This window comes from Pedococcus badiiscoriae (genome assembly GCF_013408925.1).
GTDB classification, from domain to species: domain Bacteria; phylum Actinomycetota; class Actinomycetes; order Actinomycetales; family Dermatophilaceae; genus Pedococcus; species Pedococcus badiiscoriae.
Genome location: NZ_JACCAB010000001.1, coordinates 1,973,679 through 1,990,948 on the forward strand (window position 1 = coordinate 1,973,679; position 17,270 = coordinate 1,990,948).

14 protein-coding genes and 1 tRNA gene are annotated in these 17,270 nt (G+C 70.5%); 12 read left to right on the forward strand and 3 right to left on the reverse strand.

Translation table 11 applies throughout. The features are described from left to right. The first annotated feature begins 371 nt into the window (after window positions 1–371). Entirely contained in the window at window positions 372–1,193 is an 822-nt protein-coding gene (locus BJ986_RS09450) for a glycosyltransferase family 2 protein (protein WP_179421751.1), read from the forward strand. Window positions 1,194–1,202: 9 nt separating this feature from the next. On the opposite strand, the gene BJ986_RS09455 is transcribed toward BJ986_RS09450, so the two are convergent. After that, on the reverse strand, window positions 1,203–2,456 hold the full coding sequence (locus BJ986_RS09455) for a heparan-alpha-glucosaminide N-acetyltransferase domain-containing protein (RefSeq protein ID WP_337795082.1): 1,254 nt from the start codon (window positions 2,454–2,456) through the stop codon (window positions 1,203–1,205). 118 nt (window positions 2,457–2,574) lie between these two features. Here BJ986_RS09455 and mfd point away from each other — a divergent pair, with 118 nt between their 5' ends. The 5 genes from mfd (at window position 2,575) to BJ986_RS09480 (ending at window position 9,915) form a co-directional block, all read left to right on the forward strand. Beyond that, window positions 2,575–6,150 carry a transcription-repair coupling factor gene (mfd, locus tag BJ986_RS09460; protein WP_337795084.1) on the forward strand — a complete coding sequence of 1,192 codons (3,576 nt, stop codon included), beginning with the start codon at window positions 2,575–2,577 and terminating at the stop codon, window positions 6,148–6,150. 20 nt (window positions 6,151–6,170) lie between these two features. After that, window positions 6,171–6,698, forward strand: coding sequence for a SurA N-terminal domain-containing protein (locus tag BJ986_RS09465; protein ID WP_179421753.1), 528 nt, complete (start codon window positions 6,171–6,173; stop codon window positions 6,696–6,698). 6 nt (window positions 6,699–6,704) lie between these two features. After that, window positions 6,705–7,697: a MazG family protein gene (locus tag BJ986_RS16055; protein WP_179421754.1), complete on the forward strand. Its 993-nt coding sequence runs from the start codon at window positions 6,705–6,707 to the stop codon at window positions 7,695–7,697. Between the two features lie 62 nt (window positions 7,698–7,759). After that, window positions 7,760–8,998, forward strand: a complete 1,239-nt coding sequence (locus BJ986_RS09475; RefSeq protein WP_179421755.1) for a carbohydrate kinase — start codon at window positions 7,760–7,762, stop codon at window positions 8,996–8,998. Further along, on the forward strand, window positions 8,995–9,915 hold the full coding sequence (locus BJ986_RS09480) for a pseudouridine-5'-phosphate glycosidase (protein WP_179421756.1): 921 nt from the start codon (window positions 8,995–8,997) through the stop codon (window positions 9,913–9,915). The genes BJ986_RS09475 and BJ986_RS09480 overlap by 4 nt, the downstream gene beginning before the upstream one ends. Before the next feature lie 104 nt (window positions 9,916–10,019). Here the strand turns inward: BJ986_RS09480 and BJ986_RS09485 are convergent, their stop codons facing one another. Then, window positions 10,020–11,909, reverse strand: coding sequence for an Ig domain-containing protein (locus BJ986_RS09485; protein WP_202881221.1), 1,890 nt, complete (start codon window positions 11,907–11,909; stop codon window positions 10,020–10,022). A 360-nt stretch (window positions 11,910–12,269) separates the two neighbouring features. Between BJ986_RS09485 and eno the strand changes: the two genes are divergently transcribed. The 5 genes from eno (at window position 12,270) to BJ986_RS09510 (ending at window position 16,446) form a co-directional block, all read left to right on the forward strand. After that, window positions 12,270–13,562, forward strand: a complete 1,293-nt coding sequence (gene eno, locus BJ986_RS09490) for a phosphopyruvate hydratase (protein WP_179421758.1) — start codon at window positions 12,270–12,272, stop codon at window positions 13,560–13,562. A gap of 234 nt (window positions 13,563–13,796) precedes the next feature. Next, window positions 13,797–14,288, forward strand: coding sequence for a septum formation initiator family protein (locus tag BJ986_RS09495; RefSeq protein ID WP_179421759.1), 492 nt, complete (start codon window positions 13,797–13,799; stop codon window positions 14,286–14,288). Continuing rightward, the gene (locus BJ986_RS09500; RefSeq protein WP_179421760.1) at window positions 14,285–14,824 is read left to right on the forward strand and encodes a DUF501 domain-containing protein; all 540 of its coding nucleotides are present in this window, start codon (window positions 14,285–14,287) and stop codon (window positions 14,822–14,824) included. Before BJ986_RS09495 ends, BJ986_RS09500 begins: the two co-directional genes overlap by 4 nt. A 5-nt stretch (window positions 14,825–14,829) precedes the next feature. After that, window positions 14,830–15,774, forward strand: coding sequence for a Ppx/GppA phosphatase family protein (locus BJ986_RS09505; RefSeq protein ID WP_179423703.1), 945 nt, complete (start codon window positions 14,830–14,832; stop codon window positions 15,772–15,774). Window positions 15,775–15,837: 63 nt separating this feature from the next. Beyond that, window positions 15,838–16,446, forward strand: coding sequence for a VOC family protein (locus tag BJ986_RS09510; protein ID WP_179421761.1), 609 nt, complete (start codon window positions 15,838–15,840; stop codon window positions 16,444–16,446). Here the strand turns inward: BJ986_RS09510 and BJ986_RS09515 are convergent. Further along, a complete protein-coding gene (locus BJ986_RS09515; RefSeq protein ID WP_337795088.1) occupies window positions 16,435–17,067 on the reverse strand; it encodes a TetR/AcrR family transcriptional regulator in 633 nt (210 codons plus the stop codon). The genes BJ986_RS09510 and BJ986_RS09515 overlap by 12 nt on opposite strands. A 114-nt stretch (window positions 17,068–17,181) precedes the next feature. Between BJ986_RS09515 and BJ986_RS09520 the strand changes: the two genes are divergently transcribed. Continuing rightward, window positions 17,182–17,256: transfer RNA gene (locus BJ986_RS09520), tRNA-Leu, on the forward strand. Window positions 17,257–17,270 lie beyond the last annotated feature (14 nt).

Here is a 17,270-nt window from a genome sequence, read left to right on the forward strand (position 1 = left end):
AAGTCAGCCGCAGGCCACCCAACGGGGAGCATGGTGGAACCATTCCGCTGCAAGGGCCACACGCCAGCGATATCGCCAGCGAGGGAGGAATCCGTGACGACAGCCAAAGTCACTGCCCCCGTGGTGGCATGAACCGCGTCACTGAAGGCGGGATGAAAGTAGGGACTGGCAAAGGTGCTGTCAGCCGCCCGTATCCCCTGCCATGCGCTCCGAATGGCGGCGTCAACCTCCTCCCAGGGCACGCTGTGCACAACCGAACCCGTGCTGGTCCCCGTCTCCACCATGTGCTCAACAATAGACGCCGCTGGCTGGGGCGGCCTCGGTCAACTGACGGGTGTGGCCGCTGCGGATCGTGGCTAGGGTCGACACCCATGACCAGTGTGATCGTAGCCGCGCACAACGAGGCGAGCGTGGTCAGACGGTGCTTGGACACCCTCCTCTCGGAAGCCGCACCCGGGGAACTCGAGGTGATCGTGGTAGCCAACGGATGTGCCGATGACACCGCTGCGCGCGCCTTGCGTCCCGGCATCCAGGTGATTGAACTGGCCACCGCGGGCAAGGCTGCAGCGCTCAACGCGGGCGACGATGCGGCGACGCGATATCCGCGCATCTACCTCGACGCTGACATGAGGGTGACTACCGCTGACATACGCGCTCTGAGTGCCGTCCTAGAGGGGGCTGGCTGCGCAACGCTGGCGGCGTACCCCCAACGGACGGTTGCTCTCGAGGGTCGACCGCTGGCTGTGCGGGCGTTCTATGCGATCAACACTCGTTTGCCGGCCTTTGACGGGGGCCTGTTCGGTCGGGGTCTCGTGGCCTTGTCGGAGGCTGGCAGGGCACGGTTCGCTCGATTTCCTGACCTCATCGCCGACGACTTGTTCCTGGACTCCTTGTTTTCCGAACACGAGAAGCGCCTGGTCGCGGACGTCACTGTCGTCGTGGAGGCCCCACGCCGCACCTCTGACCTGGTGTCTCGGCTGGTTCGCGTGCGTCGTGGCAACGCCGCGATGCGTACGGTGCAGTCTGGGGTGCGGGTCGCGGACCGATGGTCGTGGTTGCGCGACGTGGTCGTCCCGCGCCCATGGTTGGTGCCTGCCGGAGTCATCTATGCGGGAATTTCGGCGTATGCCGCATGGCGGGCGTCGGCCAGCGCCGCCAGTCGCGAATGGGAGAGGGATGCCTCGACCCGGTAGGCGGTGGCGTCAGCGGCTGCGGATACGGCTCATCTGAGGGTGTGGGAAGCCTGAGGCGAGGCCTGTGAGGAACGACACGATTCGTTCAAGGGGCCCGCGCCAGCGAAGGAGCGCGAAGCCCGCCCCGACCGTCAGGACCACGGCAGCCTCCGACCAGAAGTTGGTGGTGCCTATGTCTGGCCACACGTCGGTGCGCAGCAGGACAAGGTGCAAGCTGTACGAAGTCAGCGACATGGCCCCCGCGCCGAAAACGACCTGCCAGACCCTTGGCCGGTGACGTGCCGCGAGAAGACAGCCACCGATCACAGCCACCGCGCACCCGGTTGTCTGCATCAGGTCGAAGGGAGTGGCCGTGTGAGGAGCATGGACGGCCAGCCACCACAGCGACCCTGTTGGCGTGGTGCCTCCGAAGCCTGCGGGAAGGGCTGCCGCGAGGTCGTGCCAGGTGGCGCCGGGGCGGGCGTCCGGCCAGGACTGAAGCAAGGCGGTGCGCGCGGAAGGGATGCGGAGGAGGAGATCCGACACCGTGGCGGCGGCCACGGCGAGGGCCGAGCCAGTCGCAACTAGCCACCAGGCAGTCCGCGGGCGATCCAATGCCACGCGCCCAAGGGCCATGCCCGCCAGAAGGAAGCCGAGCCAGGGCAGTGCCGGGAAGTCGCCGTTCAGACCCAGGTTCACCGCCAGTTGGAACGGCGTGAGGTCGTGGAGTGGAACGGAGGCAGTGGAGGGGAGATGCGGTCTCACGAGAGCACTGACGAACGGCAGCACGAGATCAGCGACCAACGCGGCAGCGAGCAGCTGGCGGGCGCGGAGGCGGAGGAACGGGATTCCGAGCATGAACAGCACGCCGTAGTAAGGGAGGATCACGCCGACGCCTGGGTCATGCAGCTTTTCGAGAACGAGCCCGATGGCGGCGATGGCGAGCGCCCGGACAAATATGCTTATCTCCAACCGGCCTCGCCCTGACTGGCGCTCGAGCGTGGAGCGCCTCGTCATAATCGCGATACTCGTGCCAGCCAGAACGGCGAAGAGGCCGGAGGATCGGCCTGTGGCGAGGCTTTGGGGCCACGGGACGTGGCCGTGGATCGTCTTCGCCAGCGTGTGGTGGGCGATCATCCCGATCAGGGCGATACAGCGCGCGACGTCGAGACCTACAAGTCGACCACCCGCGGCGTGGCCGCCAGAACTAGATCCGATTGCGTTCGGCAAGGGGGAGCGTCGATCCTTGGACTGTTGTGCCGCTAGGGCCTCCGCAGGGTGCACACGACGACGGTAGTGCTCAGGCCCGCGGCACGTCCCCCTTAAAGTGACGTAGGACCGCTCCCGAGAACTTGGGCCGTTCGCGCCAGGACGCCCCCCACCACCAGAAGTTGGAAGAATCGTGACCCTCGCCCCGCTGCTCGACCTCCTCGGTGCCGATGCCGCCGTCGGCCGAGCCCTCGCGGTCGCCCGCGCAGGCGAACCGTCCGCCGACCTCGCGGTCGCGGCCGGTGCGCGACCTGCCCTGATCGCGGCCCTGTCGCGGGACTGTGGCCGCCCGATCCTGGCGGTGACGGCCACGACGCGGGAGGCCGAGGACCTCGTGGCGGCCCTGGGCTGCTACCTCGACCCGGACCGCGTGGCCGAGTTCCCCGCCTGGGAGACCCTGCCCCACGAGCGGCTCAGCCCGCGCAGCGACACGGTCGGCAAGCGGCTGGCCGTGCTGCGCCGGCTCAAGCACCCCGACCCGGCCGACCCGGCCTACGGTCCGCTCGATGTCGTCGTGGCCCCCGTGCGGGCGGTGCTCCAGCCGGTGTCCAAGGGCCTGGGCGACCTCGCCCCGGTGGCCCTGCTGGCCGGTGACGACGCGCCCCTCGAACGGGTCGTCGAGGACTTGGCGGCCGCGGCATACTCCCGCACCGACCTGGTGGAGCGCCGCGGTGAGTTCGCGGTCAGGGGAGGCATCCTCGACGTGTTCCCACCCACCGAGGACCACCCGGTCCGGGTGGAGTTCTGGGGCGACACCGTCGAGGAGATCCGCTGGTTCAAGGTCGCCGACCAGCGCAGCCTGGAGGTCGCCGAGCACGGACTGTGGGCACCCCCGTGCCGCGAGGTGCTGCTCACCGACTCGGTGCGGGCTCGCGCCGCCGCGCTGATGGACCAGCTGCCCGGTGCGGTCGACCTGCTTGCCAAGCTCGCCGAGGGCATCGCCGTCGAGGGCATGGAGTCCCTCGCGCCGGCCCTCGTGGACGGCATGGAGAGCGTCCTGGACACGCTGCGCGACGGGACGGCGGTGGTCCTGTGCGACCCCGAACGGGTGCGCACCCGGGCCCATGACCTGGTCGCCACGAGCCAGGAGTTCCTCGAGGCCGGCTGGGCCAACGCGGCGGTCGGCAACACCGTGCCGATCGACCTGCAGGGAATCCTCGGCACCGCGTCGTTCTGGAGCCTCGCCGACCTTCGCGCGCATGCCCAGGACCTCGGGGTGCCGTGGTGGGACCTCGGCCCGTTCGTCGCCGACGAGGAGCTCGCCGCGGGCGACTCGGTCGTCGTGAACACCGGTCTGGAGGAGTCGCCGCGGTATCGCGGAAGCACGCCCGAGGCCGTGGCTGACCTGCAGCGCTGGGTCGCCGAGGGGTGGCGGGTCGTGGTGGTCACCGAGGGACCGGGTCTGGCCCGCCGCGTCTCCGAGGTGCTGGCCGACGAGTCGGTGGCGGCCCGCCTCGACGCAGACCTGAGCGACCTGAGCGACGGGGTCGTGCACCTGACCACGGGCAGCGTCGGCAGCGGCTTCCTGTGTCCTGCAAGCAAGTTCGCCCTCATCACCGAGACCGACCTCACCGGCACGCCGGGTCAGGGCGGCTCCACCAAGGACATGCGCAAGATGCCGTCGCGGCGGCGCAACCAGGTCGACCCGCTGCAGCTCAAGCCCGGCGACTTCGTCGTCCACGAGCAGCATGGGGTCGGCAAGTTCGTCGAGATGGTCCAGCGCACCATCGGGGCCGCGACCCGGGAGTACCTCCTCATCGAGTACGCCCCGGGCAAGCGCGGCCAACCCGGGGACCGGCTCTTCGTGCCCACCGACCAGCTCGACCAGGTCACCCGCTACGTCGGTGGCGAGATGCCGACGCTCAACAAGATGGGCGGCAGCGACTGGGCCAAGACCAAGGGGCGGGCGCGCAAGTACGTCAAGCAGATCGCCGCCGAGCTGATCCAGCTCTACTCCGCCCGGATGGCCACCGCCGGCCACGCCTTCTCGCCGGACACGCCGTGGCAGCGCGAGCTCGAGGACGCCTTCTCCTACGTCGAGACCCCTGACCAGCTCAGCTCCATCGAAGAGGTCAAGGCCGACATGGAGCGCTCCGTGCCGATGGACCGCCTCATCTGTGGCGACGTCGGCTACGGCAAGACCGAGATCGCGGTGCGGGCTGCGTTCAAGGCGATCCAGGACGGCAAGCAGGTGGCGGTGCTGGTGCCGACGACCCTGCTGGTCCAGCAGCACCTGCAGACCTTCACCGAGCGCTACCAGCAGTTCCCGGTGGTGGTGCGGCCGCTCTCGCGCTTCCAGAGCGAGAAGGAGTCCCGCGAGACCATCGCTGGGCTGGCCGACGGCAGCGTCGACCTCGTCATCGGCACCCACCGGCTGCTCGGCGGCACGATCGAGTACAAGGACCTGGGGCTGGTCGTCATCGACGAGGAGCAGCGCTTCGGGGTCGAGCACAAGGAACAGCTCAAGACCCTGCGCACCGCCGTCGACGTGCTCGCCATGTCGGCGACCCCCATCCCGCGAACGCTCGAGATGGCCGTGACCGGCATCCGCGAGATGTCCACTCTGGCAACGCCGCCGGAGGAGCGGCACCCGGTCCTCACCTACGTGGGGGCCTACGACGAGAGGCAGATCGTGGCCGCGATCCGTCGTGAGCTGCTCCGTGAGGGACAGGTCTTCCTGGTCCACAACAAGGTGTCGACCATCGAGCGCGCCGCCAGCCGGGTGCGTGAGCTCGTGCCCGAAGCCAGGGTGGCGACCGCCCACGGCAAGATGGGCGAGCACAAGCTCGAGCAGGTGGTCCTCGACTTCTGGGACAAGAAGTTCGACGTGCTCGTCTGCACCACGATCGTCGAGACCGGCCTGGACATCTCCAACGCGAACACCCTCATCGTCGAGCGCTCCGACGTCCTGGGCCTGTCCCAGCTCCACCAGCTGCGCGGCCGCGTCGGGCGAGGCCGCGAACGGGCCTACTGCTACTTCCTCTACCCGCCCGAGAAGCCGATGACCGAGACGGCCCACGACCGGCTGCAGACCATGGCCAGCCACACCGACCTCGGCGCCGGCATCCAGATCGCCATGAAGGACCTCGAGATCCGCGGCGCCGGCAACCTGCTCGGCGGGGAGCAGTCCGGCCACATAGCCGGGGTCGGCTTCGACCTCTACGTGCGCCTCGTCGGGGAGGCGGTGGCCGACTTCCGTGGGGATGGTCAGACGCCCCCGGGCGAGATCAAGATCGAGCTCCCGGTCGACGCCCACCTGCCGCACGAGTACGTGCCGGGGGAGCGGTTGCGGCTGGAGGCCTACAAGAAGCTCGCCAGCGTCCTGGACGAGCAGGCCCTCGCCGACATCGAGGCCGAGCTCGTCGATCGCTACGGCCCCCTGCCCGAGCCGGTCCGCAACCTCATGGAGGTCGCCCGGCTGCGCACGGTGGCCCGGCAGGCTGGGGTCGCGGACATCTCGGTGCAGGGGAACTTCGTCCGGTTCGGGCCGGTCGACCTCCCCGAGTCGGCCCAGCTGAGACTGCAGCGGCTCTACCCCAAGTCCCTCGTCAAGGATGCGGTGCATACCATTCTCGTGCCGAAGCCGATGACGGCTCGGGTGGGTGGCCAACCGCTGCGCGACACGGCAGTCTTGCAGTGGGCCAGCGACCTCATCCGAGGCGTGCTGCTGGGCAGCGTCGCCGACGCCGCCCGCGTCGGCACCGTGTGACCAAGTGGAGGATGTAGTCCGTGAAGGCATTGAGTGCGCTGCGTGGGTCGATCGTGACAGCAGTCGTGGTGGGGGTGCTGGCCGTCTCCGGCTGTGCCACCGCCGACACCGCCGCGGTCGTCAACGGGCACCGGATCAGTGAGCAGGAGGTCCAGGAGGCCACCACGCAGATCACCAAGGCCTACCCCGGCGCGAAGCTCGACACGGCCAGCGCCCTGTCCAGCCTGGTGATGGCCACCTTCATCAACCAGGTCGCGGACGAGTCCGGCAAGGGGCTGTCCGACTCGGCAGCCAAGGCTGCTGTCGCGGGCATCCCCGACCCGGTGCCGGCCACCCTCGAGCTCGTGAAGTCCAGCCTGTCGTCCCAGCAGCTGACCAGTGTCGAGCAGGGCAAGGTCATCGCGCTCGCGTCCAAGGCGAAGGTGACGCTCAACCCGCGGTACGGCACGTTCGACCCCAAGAAGGTCCGCTTCGACGTGAGCCAGCCCAACTGGATCAAGACCGAGCCGAGCCAGTCCTCGGCGCCGGCCACCACCCCGGCGGGCTGAGCCCCGGTGCCGGGTCGGCTGACCCTGCTGGTCGGCAGCCCGCGGATCGCGCCCGGCCTGTTCACCCGCGCGGCGTGGCAGGCGCTGGACGCCGCCGGTGTGGTCCTCGCCCGCGACGAGACCGAACCGCTGGCGGATGCCGTGGCCGAGGCCGGTACGCCGGTGCGTCACCTGGGTGACGTCGCCCCGCCTGAGCTGGCGCGCACCCTCATGGACCTGGCGGCGCAGGCACCCGTCGTCTGGGTGTCCTCGGCGGACGGGGACCCGGGACTCACCGACGCCATCGCCTCAGAGGTCTCCCGGCTGGGATCGCCTCCCGAGGTGGAGGTCCTGGTGGCGTCGTGGGACGTGCCCGGCTCGCGGCTGCTCGACCTCGTGGCCGTGATGGACCGGCTCCGGTCGCCCGGAGGCTGTCCCTGGGATGCCGAACAGACCCCCGAGTCGCTGGTGAAGTACCTGGTCGAGGAGAGCCACGAAGCAGCGGAGGCCATCGAGTCCGGCGACCGCGACCACATCCGCGAGGAGCTCGGTGACGTGCTGCTCCAGGTGGTCTTCCAGGCCCGTGTGGCCCAGGAGCACGCGACCGAGCCGTTCGACGTCGACGACGTGGCCGGCGCGATCATCGAGAAGCTGGTCCGCCGGCACCCCCACGTGTTCGCGGACGGAGCCGCCACCACTCCTGCCGAGGTGGAGCAGGCCTGGGAGCAGATCAAGGCCGCCGAGCGTGCGGCGAAGGCACCCCACGGGGGAGGCGAGGACGGGCACCAAGGCCTGCTGCACGGCATACCGAGATCGTTGCCCAGCCTGCTCGCCGCCGAGAAGGTGCTGGCGCGACTCGAGCGCACCGGCGGCGACCTGTCCGCCGTGGGTGACCCGCAGGGAGACCTCGCGGCGCGGCTGCTCGCCCTCGTGGCCGAGGCCCGGTCCCGCGGTGTCTCTGCCGAGGAGGTGCTGAGGCAGGCGCTGCGCGACCTCGATCAGGAGGCGCAGACGGGTTGACCCGCGGGGCCGCGGGCCCATGGATTTGCTTGTAAAACCAAAGATGCCTTAAGATTTCAAGTATGACCTTGACCGAGCGCGAGCGAGAGATCGTCGACCTGCTCCGGGCCGAGCCCCTCCTGGATGCCGCCGCCATCGCGGACCGCACGGGCTCCACGAAGGCGGCCGTCTCGGTGCACCTGTCCAACCTCACCAAGAAGGGGGCCATCCTCGGGCGCGGCTACGTCGTCCGTCCGGAGGCCCAGTCCGTCGTGGTGGTGGGCGGCGCCAACATGGACATCAAGGCCCACTCGACCCACGCCATCGAGCTGCGGACCTCCAACCCCGGCGCCGCCCTCAGCACCCCCGGGGGTGTCGGCCGCAACATCGCGGAGAACCTCGCGCGGTTGGGCAGCCCGACCCACCTCGTGGCTCCGGTCGGCCGGGACGCCTTCGGCGAGGAGATCATCGCAGCCACCCGAGCCGCAGGGGTGGTCGTCGACCACATGATCGCCTCCGACGACGCCACCGGCACCTACCTCGCGGTGCTCGACGCCACCGGCGAGCTGGTGGTGGCGGTGTCGAACATGCGGGCCACCGACCGGCTGACCGTCCGAGAGCTGATGCGCTGCCGTGACCTGCTGAGCCGCGCCGACCTGCTGGTCCTGGACGGCAACATCCCGGAGGCGCCGGCCGCCTGGCTGCTGGACTTCGCGGCTGCGGTGAACGTCCCCGTCGTGATGGACCCCGTCAGCGTCGCCAAGGCCAGGCCGCTCGCGCACATGCTCTCGCCGCAGCGACCCCTGCTGGCCCTGACCCCCAACCTCGACGAGCTGTCCGCGATCGTCGGTGAGCCCGTGCCCCAGGCGCGCGCCGACATCGCCCGCGCCGCGCGTCGGCTGCACGAGCTCGGTGTCCAGAACGTCTGGGTGCGCCGCGGCGTCCGCGGCAGCCTGCTCAGCAGCCTCGATGACGCAGGCCGCGCGACAGTGGTCACGCTGGACGCCCCGCCCGTCACACCGGTCGACGTCACCGGTGCGGGCGACTCGATGACCGGCGCGTTCGTGCATGCCCTGATGCGCGGCGACTCCCCGGTCGATGCCGCCCGGTTCGGCCAGATGGCCGCTGCCCTCACGGTCGCCAGCCCCGAGACCGTGCGGCCCGACCTCACCCCCCGCCTCGTCGACGCAGAGCTCAGAAGGTCCCTGCGCGGCGCGACCACTCCGCGCGGAGCGACCACTCCGCGCGGCGCGACCACCCGGCGCGGCACGACCACCCGGCGCGCCACGTCGACCCGCCCCCAGTCCAAGGAGAACCGATGAACGCCCCCCACCCCTCGCTCCAGCTCACCACCGAGGTGGCCGAGGCGCTCGCGAGCGGCAAGCCCGTCGTCGCCCTCGAGAGCACGATCATCAGTCACGGCATGCCCTACCCGCGCAACGTGGAGATGGCCCTCGAGGTCGAGCAGATCATCCGCGACGGCCGCGCCGTGCCGGCCACGATCGCCGTCCTCGACGGCATACCGCGCATCGGCCTGACGCGCGACGAGCTCGAGACCCTCGCCACCCACCCCGAGGTGGCCAAGGTGAGCCTGCGCGACCTTCCGTACGTCATGGCCCGCAAGGTGCACGGTGCCACCACGGTGGCCAGCACGATGCGCCTGGCGGCCCTGGCCGGCATCCGAGTCTTCGTGACCGGTGGTCTGGGCGGTGTGCACCGCGGCGCCGCCACGAGCTTCGACATCTCCGCCGACCTCACCGAGCTCGGCCAGACCGATGTCGCCGTGGTCAGTGCCGGGGTGAAGTCGATCCTCGACATCGGCCTGACCCTCGAGTCGCTCGAGACGCTGGGCGTGCCGGTCGTCGTCGTCGGCTCCGACGAGTTCCCCTCGTTCTACTCGCGCGAGAGCGGCCACGCCGCCCCGATGCGCGTCGACTCCGTGCAGGACCTCGCCGCGATGATGCGCGCCAAGTGGTCGCTCGGCCTCGCGGGCGGCATCGCGGTCACCAACCCCGTTCCCGCCGAGGACGAGATCCCGGCGGCGCAGATCAGCGGCCTCATCGACCAGGCCCTCGCGGAGTGCGCCGAGCGTGGCATCCACGGCAAGGACATCACGCCGTTCCTCCTGGGGCGCATCGTCGAGCTGTCCGGCGGCCGGTCCCTGGAGACCAACATCGCGCTGGTGCGCCACAACGCTCGCCTCGGCGCAGCACTCGCCATCGCCTACGCGACGCCCTGACCCCTCGGCGGTGCACACAGCCGCAACCCCACAGCCGCAACCCCGGGTATGCCGCGGGGCGGACTCCGTGGAGGAGCCCGCCCCGCGGGTGGTGCTGGAGGTCGTCAGGACAGGTTGACCGCCGTGTCGTCGACGACGAAGGACGTCTGCAGGCTGCCGTCCTCGGTGCCCGTCCACGTCAGGGTGACCGTCTGGCCCGCGTACGCCGACAGGTTGACCGTCTTGGCCTGGTAGCCGCTCGCGGCGTTGAGGTTCGACACCGTCTGCAGGACGGTCGACCCGGCCTTGACCGTCATCGTGTCGTAGGCCGCGGTGGTCGTCGTCTCGGCCGTGTCGATGTGGACGTAGTAGGTCAGGGTGGCGGCGCACCCGGCGGGGATCGTCACCGACTGCGAGATCGTGTCGGTGTGCGATGACCCGTAGCCGTCCATCCACGCGTCGTAGCTACCCGAGCGCGCCGGCTCGGACGGCCCGTTGACGCCGATGACGCCTGCGGAGGAGGTCCACGACGCCGTACCCGACTCGAAGCCCGGGTTCTTGACGAGCTGGCCCGTGCATCCGCCCCCGCTGCTGGAGATCGTCCAGGTGAAGGTCGCGCTGCCGCTGGCCCCGGTGGTGTCCGTGGCCTTGGCCGTGACCGTGTAGGCGTTGGCGGTGGTCGGCGTGCCCGAGATCAGCCCGGTGGAGGAGTTGATCGACAGGCCCGCCGGGAGACCGGTGGCCGAGTAGGTCAGGGTCTGGCCCGAGGCCGAGTCGCTGGCCGAGATCTGCAGGCTGGTCGCGGTGCCGACGGTGCCGGTCCTGCTGCCCGGGTTGGTCACGGTCACCGTGTTGCCGGTGGAGCCGCCCACGATCGCGTGGGTCAGGTCGCAGCGGTTGGTGTCGTTGGACCAGGTGGCCTGCTCGGCGAACGACCCGGTCGCCATCGCGATGTTGCCTGCGCCGCCGGCCGAGCCGGGGGAGATCCACGCGCACTCGTCGGCGTTCTCCTGGCCGTTGTAGCTGCCGCCCGTGTGGTTGGTCCAGCCGCCGGCCGGGTTCTGGTCGGTGATGGTCTCGGAGTACTCGTGGCCCTCGACCATGGTGTAGCCGTCGGTCGTGCCGGCCGCCCCGGAGTTCACGAAGTTCTGGCCGCAGCTCGTGCCCTGGTCCATGACGTACGGCATGTTGGTGAAGGCGATGTCGCCGTAGCTCGACGTGACGCCGACGTCGCCGTTCCAGTCGTGCCAGGCGCAGAAGCCCCCGGTCTTGTAGTTGTCGGGGTTGAGGCCCTTGGCCGACAGGACCACGTACTGCGTGTAGCGGTTGCTCGCAGCAGTGGTGTTGCCGAAGTGGCCCGCGGCCTTGACGGCCTCGGTGCCGAGCTGGGCGCCGGTCGCGGCGGCCGGCTCAGCGGCGGAGCTGTCGTACCAGACGCCGGCGAGGTTCCCGCCGGTCGGATAGCCCACGTGTGGAGCGCCGGAGGGGCAGGACGTCGCGCCGCTCGCGACGAGCGAGCCGTCGCAGTACTGGGTCATGACGCCCGACCACAGCTCGTTGTTGGTGCCCAGTCCCTTGAACATCTGCTGGAGCTTGCCGGCCCCACCTGCGGTGTCGCTGCTGAAGGCGAGGTTGCCGTTGCCGTCGGTGCTGGAACTGCCCCACTGGGTGCCCCAGAACACGAGGTAGACCTTCGGGGTGCCGCTGGTGACACCGATGCCGTCGACGCCGCCGCCGTAGGACAGCGTCTGCGGGCCGGTGGCTGCGACGTTGGCATTCGCCCACGCGTGCATCTTGGAGTTCGTGTCACGCGAGGCGAATGCTCCGTGACGGTAGCCGTGGCCGTTGGCCTGAGGGGAGTAGGGGTTGGGCGTGGGGCGGGATCCGGCGGTGTGTCCGGTTCCATGGGTGGAGGCTGCGGCGGCAGGGGTGGCCATGGCGGCGGCGGCAATGAGGCACAAGGCGCTCAAGCCGACGAAGCCCGCGGAGCCTCGCTTCTTCGTGAAAGTCAACAACGGGTGGTCCTTTCGGGTCCTCCCGGGGCGACCTGATCCCATCAGGGGGCCGTTCCGGCTGGGTGTGCCACTGGTCAGTGGTGGGGGAATTCAACTGCTCGGTGTGGCGGCCCCCGGTCTACGCGCTGTCAAGGTTCTGCCAAGAGTGAGGGGCCTGCGGTAAGGACCTGGCATCCACTTGGCATCGCTTGTCCCTGCTGGCGCGCGGGGCGCGGCGTGCAACCCCGCGTCCGGGACGCGGGTCGCTGTCCGGTCCCCGGCGCCCCAACGGGTAGCCTCGGACCCGTACCCTGCGCGCCCGGCGGGACCCCCGCCACGCGCTCGGTCGTGCACCCGACGGCACCAGACGATGGAGAACCAGTGGCCAGCATCGAGGCAGTAGGCGCCCGCGAGATCCTCGACTCCCGCGGCAACCCGACGGTCGAGGTCGAGGTGGCCCTCGACGACGGCACCATCGCCCGCGCCGCCGTTCCCTCGGGCGCCTCGACGGGCGCCTTCGAGGCGGTCGAGCGCCGCGACGGCGACAAGAAGCGCTACCTCGGCAAGGGTGTCCAGAAGGCGGTCGACGCCGTCCTCGACGACATCAACCCCAAGCTCATCGGCTTCGAGGCCAGCGAGCAGCGGCTCGTCGACGGCGTCATGCTCGGCCTCGACGGCACCGACAACAAGGCCAAGCTCGGAGCCAACGCGATCCTCGGCGTCTCGCTCGCTGTCGCCAAGGCGGCTGCCGAGTCGGCAGGGCTCCCGCTGTTCCGCTATCTCGGTGGCCCCAACGCGCACGTGCTGCCCGTCCCGATGATGAACATCCTCAACGGTGGCAGCCACGCCGACTCCAACGTCGACGTCCAGGAGTTCATGATCGCCCCGATCGGTGCGGAGTCGTTCCGGGAGGCGCTGCGCTGGGGCGCGGAGGTCTACCACTGCCTCAAGGAGGTGCTCAAGGAGCGCGGCCTCGCGACGGGACTCGGCGACGAGGGGGGCTTCGCCCCCAACCTCGAGTCCAACCGGGCCGCTCTCGACCTCATCCTCGAGGCGATCGAGAGGGCCGGCTACGAGGCCGGCACCCAGATCGCCCTGGCCCTCGACGTGGCCGCCAGCGAGTTCCACAATGACGATGACAGCACCTACCAGTTCGAAGGCGTCCGCAAAACCCCGTCCGAGATGGTCGACTACTACGCCGACCTCGTCGACTCCTATCCGCTGGTGTCCATCGAGGACCCGCTCGACGAGGACGACTGGGAGGGCTGGAAGGCCATGACCGACCGCCTCGGTGACCGCGTGCAGCTCGTCGGCGACGACCTGTTCGTCACCAACCCGGTGCGCCTGCAGCGAGGCATCGAGTCCGGCACGGCCAACGCGCTGCTGGTCAAGGTCAACCAGATCGGCTCGCTCACCGAGACCCTCGACGCGGTCGAGCTGGCCCACCGTCACGGCTACCGCTGCATGATGAGCCACCGCTCCGGCGAGACCGAGGACGTCACCATCGCGGACCTGGCCGTCGCGACCAACTGTGGCCAGATCAAGACGGGCGCGCCGGCGCGGTCCGAGCGCGTCGCCAAGTACAACCAGCTGCTGCGCATCGAGGAGGAGCTCGACGACGCCGCCGTGTATGCCGGCGCCGGCGCCTTCCCGAGGTTCGCGGCACGGGCCTGACGGCCACCGCAGCAGGGACACCAGGGACTCACGATGGCTGACTCGGGACACGGCACCGACGGGCACGACAAGCCCGTCCGTCGGCCTGCCCCGGCGCGCGCCGGCTCGCGGCGACCTGGCACGCCTCGCCCTGCCTCCGGAGCAGGCCGCCCTGGTGCACCGCGGTCCGCGTCGGCGCGACCTGGAGCCGGTCCCGGCCGGTCCCGGGCCACCTCCTCCGGTGCGGCGCGCAAGGTGGCAGGTGCCCCGACGTTCCCGGAGCGGAAGAGCTCGCGGGGGGTGCTGCGGGTGGTCGTGCTCGCCTCGATCTTCGTGCTCCTTGCCGTCACGCTCGTCCCGACCCTGCGCTCCTACCTGCGCCAGCAAGGCGAGATCGACGCACTCCGCGGACACGTGGCCGTGCAGCGCCAGGGGGTCAGTGACCTGCAGAAGGAGCAGGCCCGCTGGAACGACGACGTCTACGTCATGCAGCAGGCCCGTGAGCGGCTGAAGTTCGTCAAGGTCGGCGAGAAGTCCTACACCGTGATCGACGGCAAGGCCTCGACGAAGGCGCTGCCGGGCCTCGCCAAGGTCCCGGCCGCCTCCAGCAACCGCCCCTGGTACGGACAGCTCTGGCAGTCCGTCCAGGTCGCCGATGCCGGCCCGGCCGCCACGGCCCCGCCCGGCACGTCAGGCCCCACCACCGGCACCAGCGGCTCGGCCGGCACGACCAGCTCGGCCAAGTGAGCGACCAGCCGACCCCGGCAGACCTCGACGCCGTCCGGGCCCAGCTCGACCGGGTGCCGCGAGGCGTCGCGGCCGTCGCGCACCGCTGCCCGTGCGGCGCACCGGACGTCCTCGAGACCGAGCCGCGGCTACCCGACGGCACACCGTTCCCGACGACGTTCTACGCCACCTGTCCCAAGCTGACGGGCGCGATCTCCACCCTCGAGTCCACCGGGGTGATGAAGGAGATGAGCGACCGCCTGGCCCAGGACACCGACCTGGCCGCCGCCTATGCCGCGGCCCATGACGACTACCTCGCCCGTCGCTCGGCCCTCGGCACGGTCGCCGAGATCGAGGGCATCTCCGCCGGCGGCATGCCGACCCGGGTCAAGTGCCTGCACGTCCTCGTCGCGCACTCCCTGGCGGTCGGTCCCGGGGTCAACCCCCTCGGCGACGAAGCCCTGGCGATGCTCGACGACTGGTGGGCGGCCGGATCATGCGTGCCCGACGACGAGCTCGCCGCGGTCCGGGCAGCGCTCCCGGCGGACGGGCGGTGAGCGAGATGGCCCGCGTCGGGGCGATCGACTGCGGCACCAACTCGATCAGGCTGCTGGTCGCCGATGTCGACCCCGTGACCGGGTCACTGGTGGACGTCCTGCGCCGGATGGAGGTGGTGCGGCTGGGTTACGGCGTGGACCGCACCGGCCGCATCGACCCGGCCGCCATGGCGCGCACCCTGGCCATGGCGACCGAGTATGCCGCGCAGTGCCGAGAGCTGGGGGCCGAGCGAGTTCGCTTCGTGGCCACGTCCGCGTCGCGGGACGCGTCCAATGCCGACGAGTTCGTCGCCGGGGTGCGAGAGTCGTTCTCCCACTACGGGATCGCGCCCGAGGTCATCTCCGGTGACGAGGAAGCCGCCTTGTCGTTCCACGGCTCGACCGGCGAGCTGCGGGCGCGCGGCATACCCGGTCCGTACCTGGTGGTCGACCTCGGTGGTGGCTCGACCGAGTTCGTCCGCGGCGCGGACGCCGTCGAGGCCGCCCGCTCGGTCGACATCGGCTGCGTGCGGATGACCGAGCGGCACCTGCGGTCGGACCCTCCCACGCCGGCCGAGGTCGCAGCTGCCGTCGTCGACATCAACGCCGCGATCGACACCGCGGAGCAGGAGGTCGACTTCGACGGCATCAGCGTCCTGGTCGGACTGGCGGGGAGCGTCACCACCATCACGGCCCAGGCCCTCGGGCTGGAGACCTACGACCCCGAGCGGATCCACCTGAGCGAGCTGTCGTCCGACCAGGTGCTGGCGGCCTGCCAGTCGCTGCTGCGGATGACCCGGGAGGAGCGGGCGGCGTTGGGGTTCATGCACCCCGGACGCGTCGATGTCATCGGCGCCGGGGCACTGGTCTGGCACGAGGTGGTGCGCCGCCTGGCAGGCCAGGGGGTGCACCGGGTGATCAGCTCCGAGCACGACATCCTCGACGGGATCGCGCTGTCCCTCGCCGGGTGAACCGGTCCAGCTGGTCAGGAATCAAGAAGCGTCCACCCCGGCGGCGTCCCTAGCGTTGTCCGCATGACCTCCATCGACCGGATCACCCTCGAAGTACCCGACCCCGCCGCGGCGAGCGCCTTCTACGCCACGGCCTTCGACCTGGACGGCCAGCTGGACCTGCGTGCCTCGCAGACGCCGACCAGCGGCTTCCGTGCCTTCACCCTCTCGCTCGTGGTGTCGCAGCCGTCCACCGTGGACCGCCTCATCGGCACGGCCGTCGAGGCCGGCGCCCGCCCTCTCAAGCCTGCGACGAAGGGCTTCTGGGGCTACGGCGGCACGGTTCAGGCGCCGGACGGCGCGATCTGGAAGGTCGCCACCTCGTCGAAGAAGGAGACCGGTCCACCCACCCGGCGCGTCGACGACCTCGTGCTGCTCCTGGGCGTGGCGGACGTCAAGGCGAGCAAGCGCTTCTACGTCGACCGAGGGCTCGCCGTGGCAAAGGGATTCGGCAGCAAGTACGTCGAGCTCGCCACCGAGAACATCAAGGTCGCGCTCTACGGTCGGCGTGCCCTCGCGAAGGATGCCGGCGTCCCGCAGGAAGGCGCTGGCGCGCACCGGCTGGCCGTCGTCGGCGACGCCGGGACGTTCACCGACCCCGACGGGTTCGTCTGGGAGGCCTCAGCCGCGTGAGGACAGGGCGGACAGGCCGCCCCACAGGCTGGACACGACGATCTCCGTGGCCTCGTCGGCGGACACCTCAGGGCGGCGGATGCGCCACACGGCGACGCGCTCGCAGGCCCCGATGACCACCTCGACGTAGCCCTCGAGCAGCTGGTCGGGAACGCCGGTCAGGGCAGGTGCCTTGCGGAAGGTGCCCATCGTCGCCGCCGACTGCTGCTCGCGGATGCTCTCGATCAGCGGGCTGGCCTGCGTGGCCACCGCCCCCTCCTGCTGGGTGAGCACGAACGCCGTCGCGTGCTCGTCGATGAACGCGAAGAAGGCCGCGACCCCGGCGCGGAACACCACTTCGAGCGGGGCGTCGGGGCCGACCGCCAGCCAGGCCGCCTCGGTCGCCACCCGGAGCTGGCTGCGCGCGCGGGTGATGCAGGCGGACAGCAGGCCCTCCTTGGAGCCGAAGTACTCGTAGATCAGCGGCTTGGTGACACCGACCCGTTCGGCGATGTCCTCCATCGTGGTGGCCTGGAAGCCTCGCTCGGCGAAGACCTCCTCGGCGATGCGCAGGATCTGCTCCTCCCGCTCGGCCCGGGGCATGCGCACTCGCGGGGCACGGGGGGCGGCCGACGTCGTCACAAGGGAACTCTAGCCCCGGCCGGCGGCACCTTACCCGTGGTAAGTCGGCTGGGAGCCGACGCGGGCCGCCGCGGGCTGCCTGCGACGCCACGGCCCGCGCGGCATACTTGGCCCGCCCCCGTGGCCCAACTGGCAGAGGCAGACGACTTAAAATCGTCACAGGTACGGGTTCGATCCCCGTCGGGGGCACTCACCCACGCCGA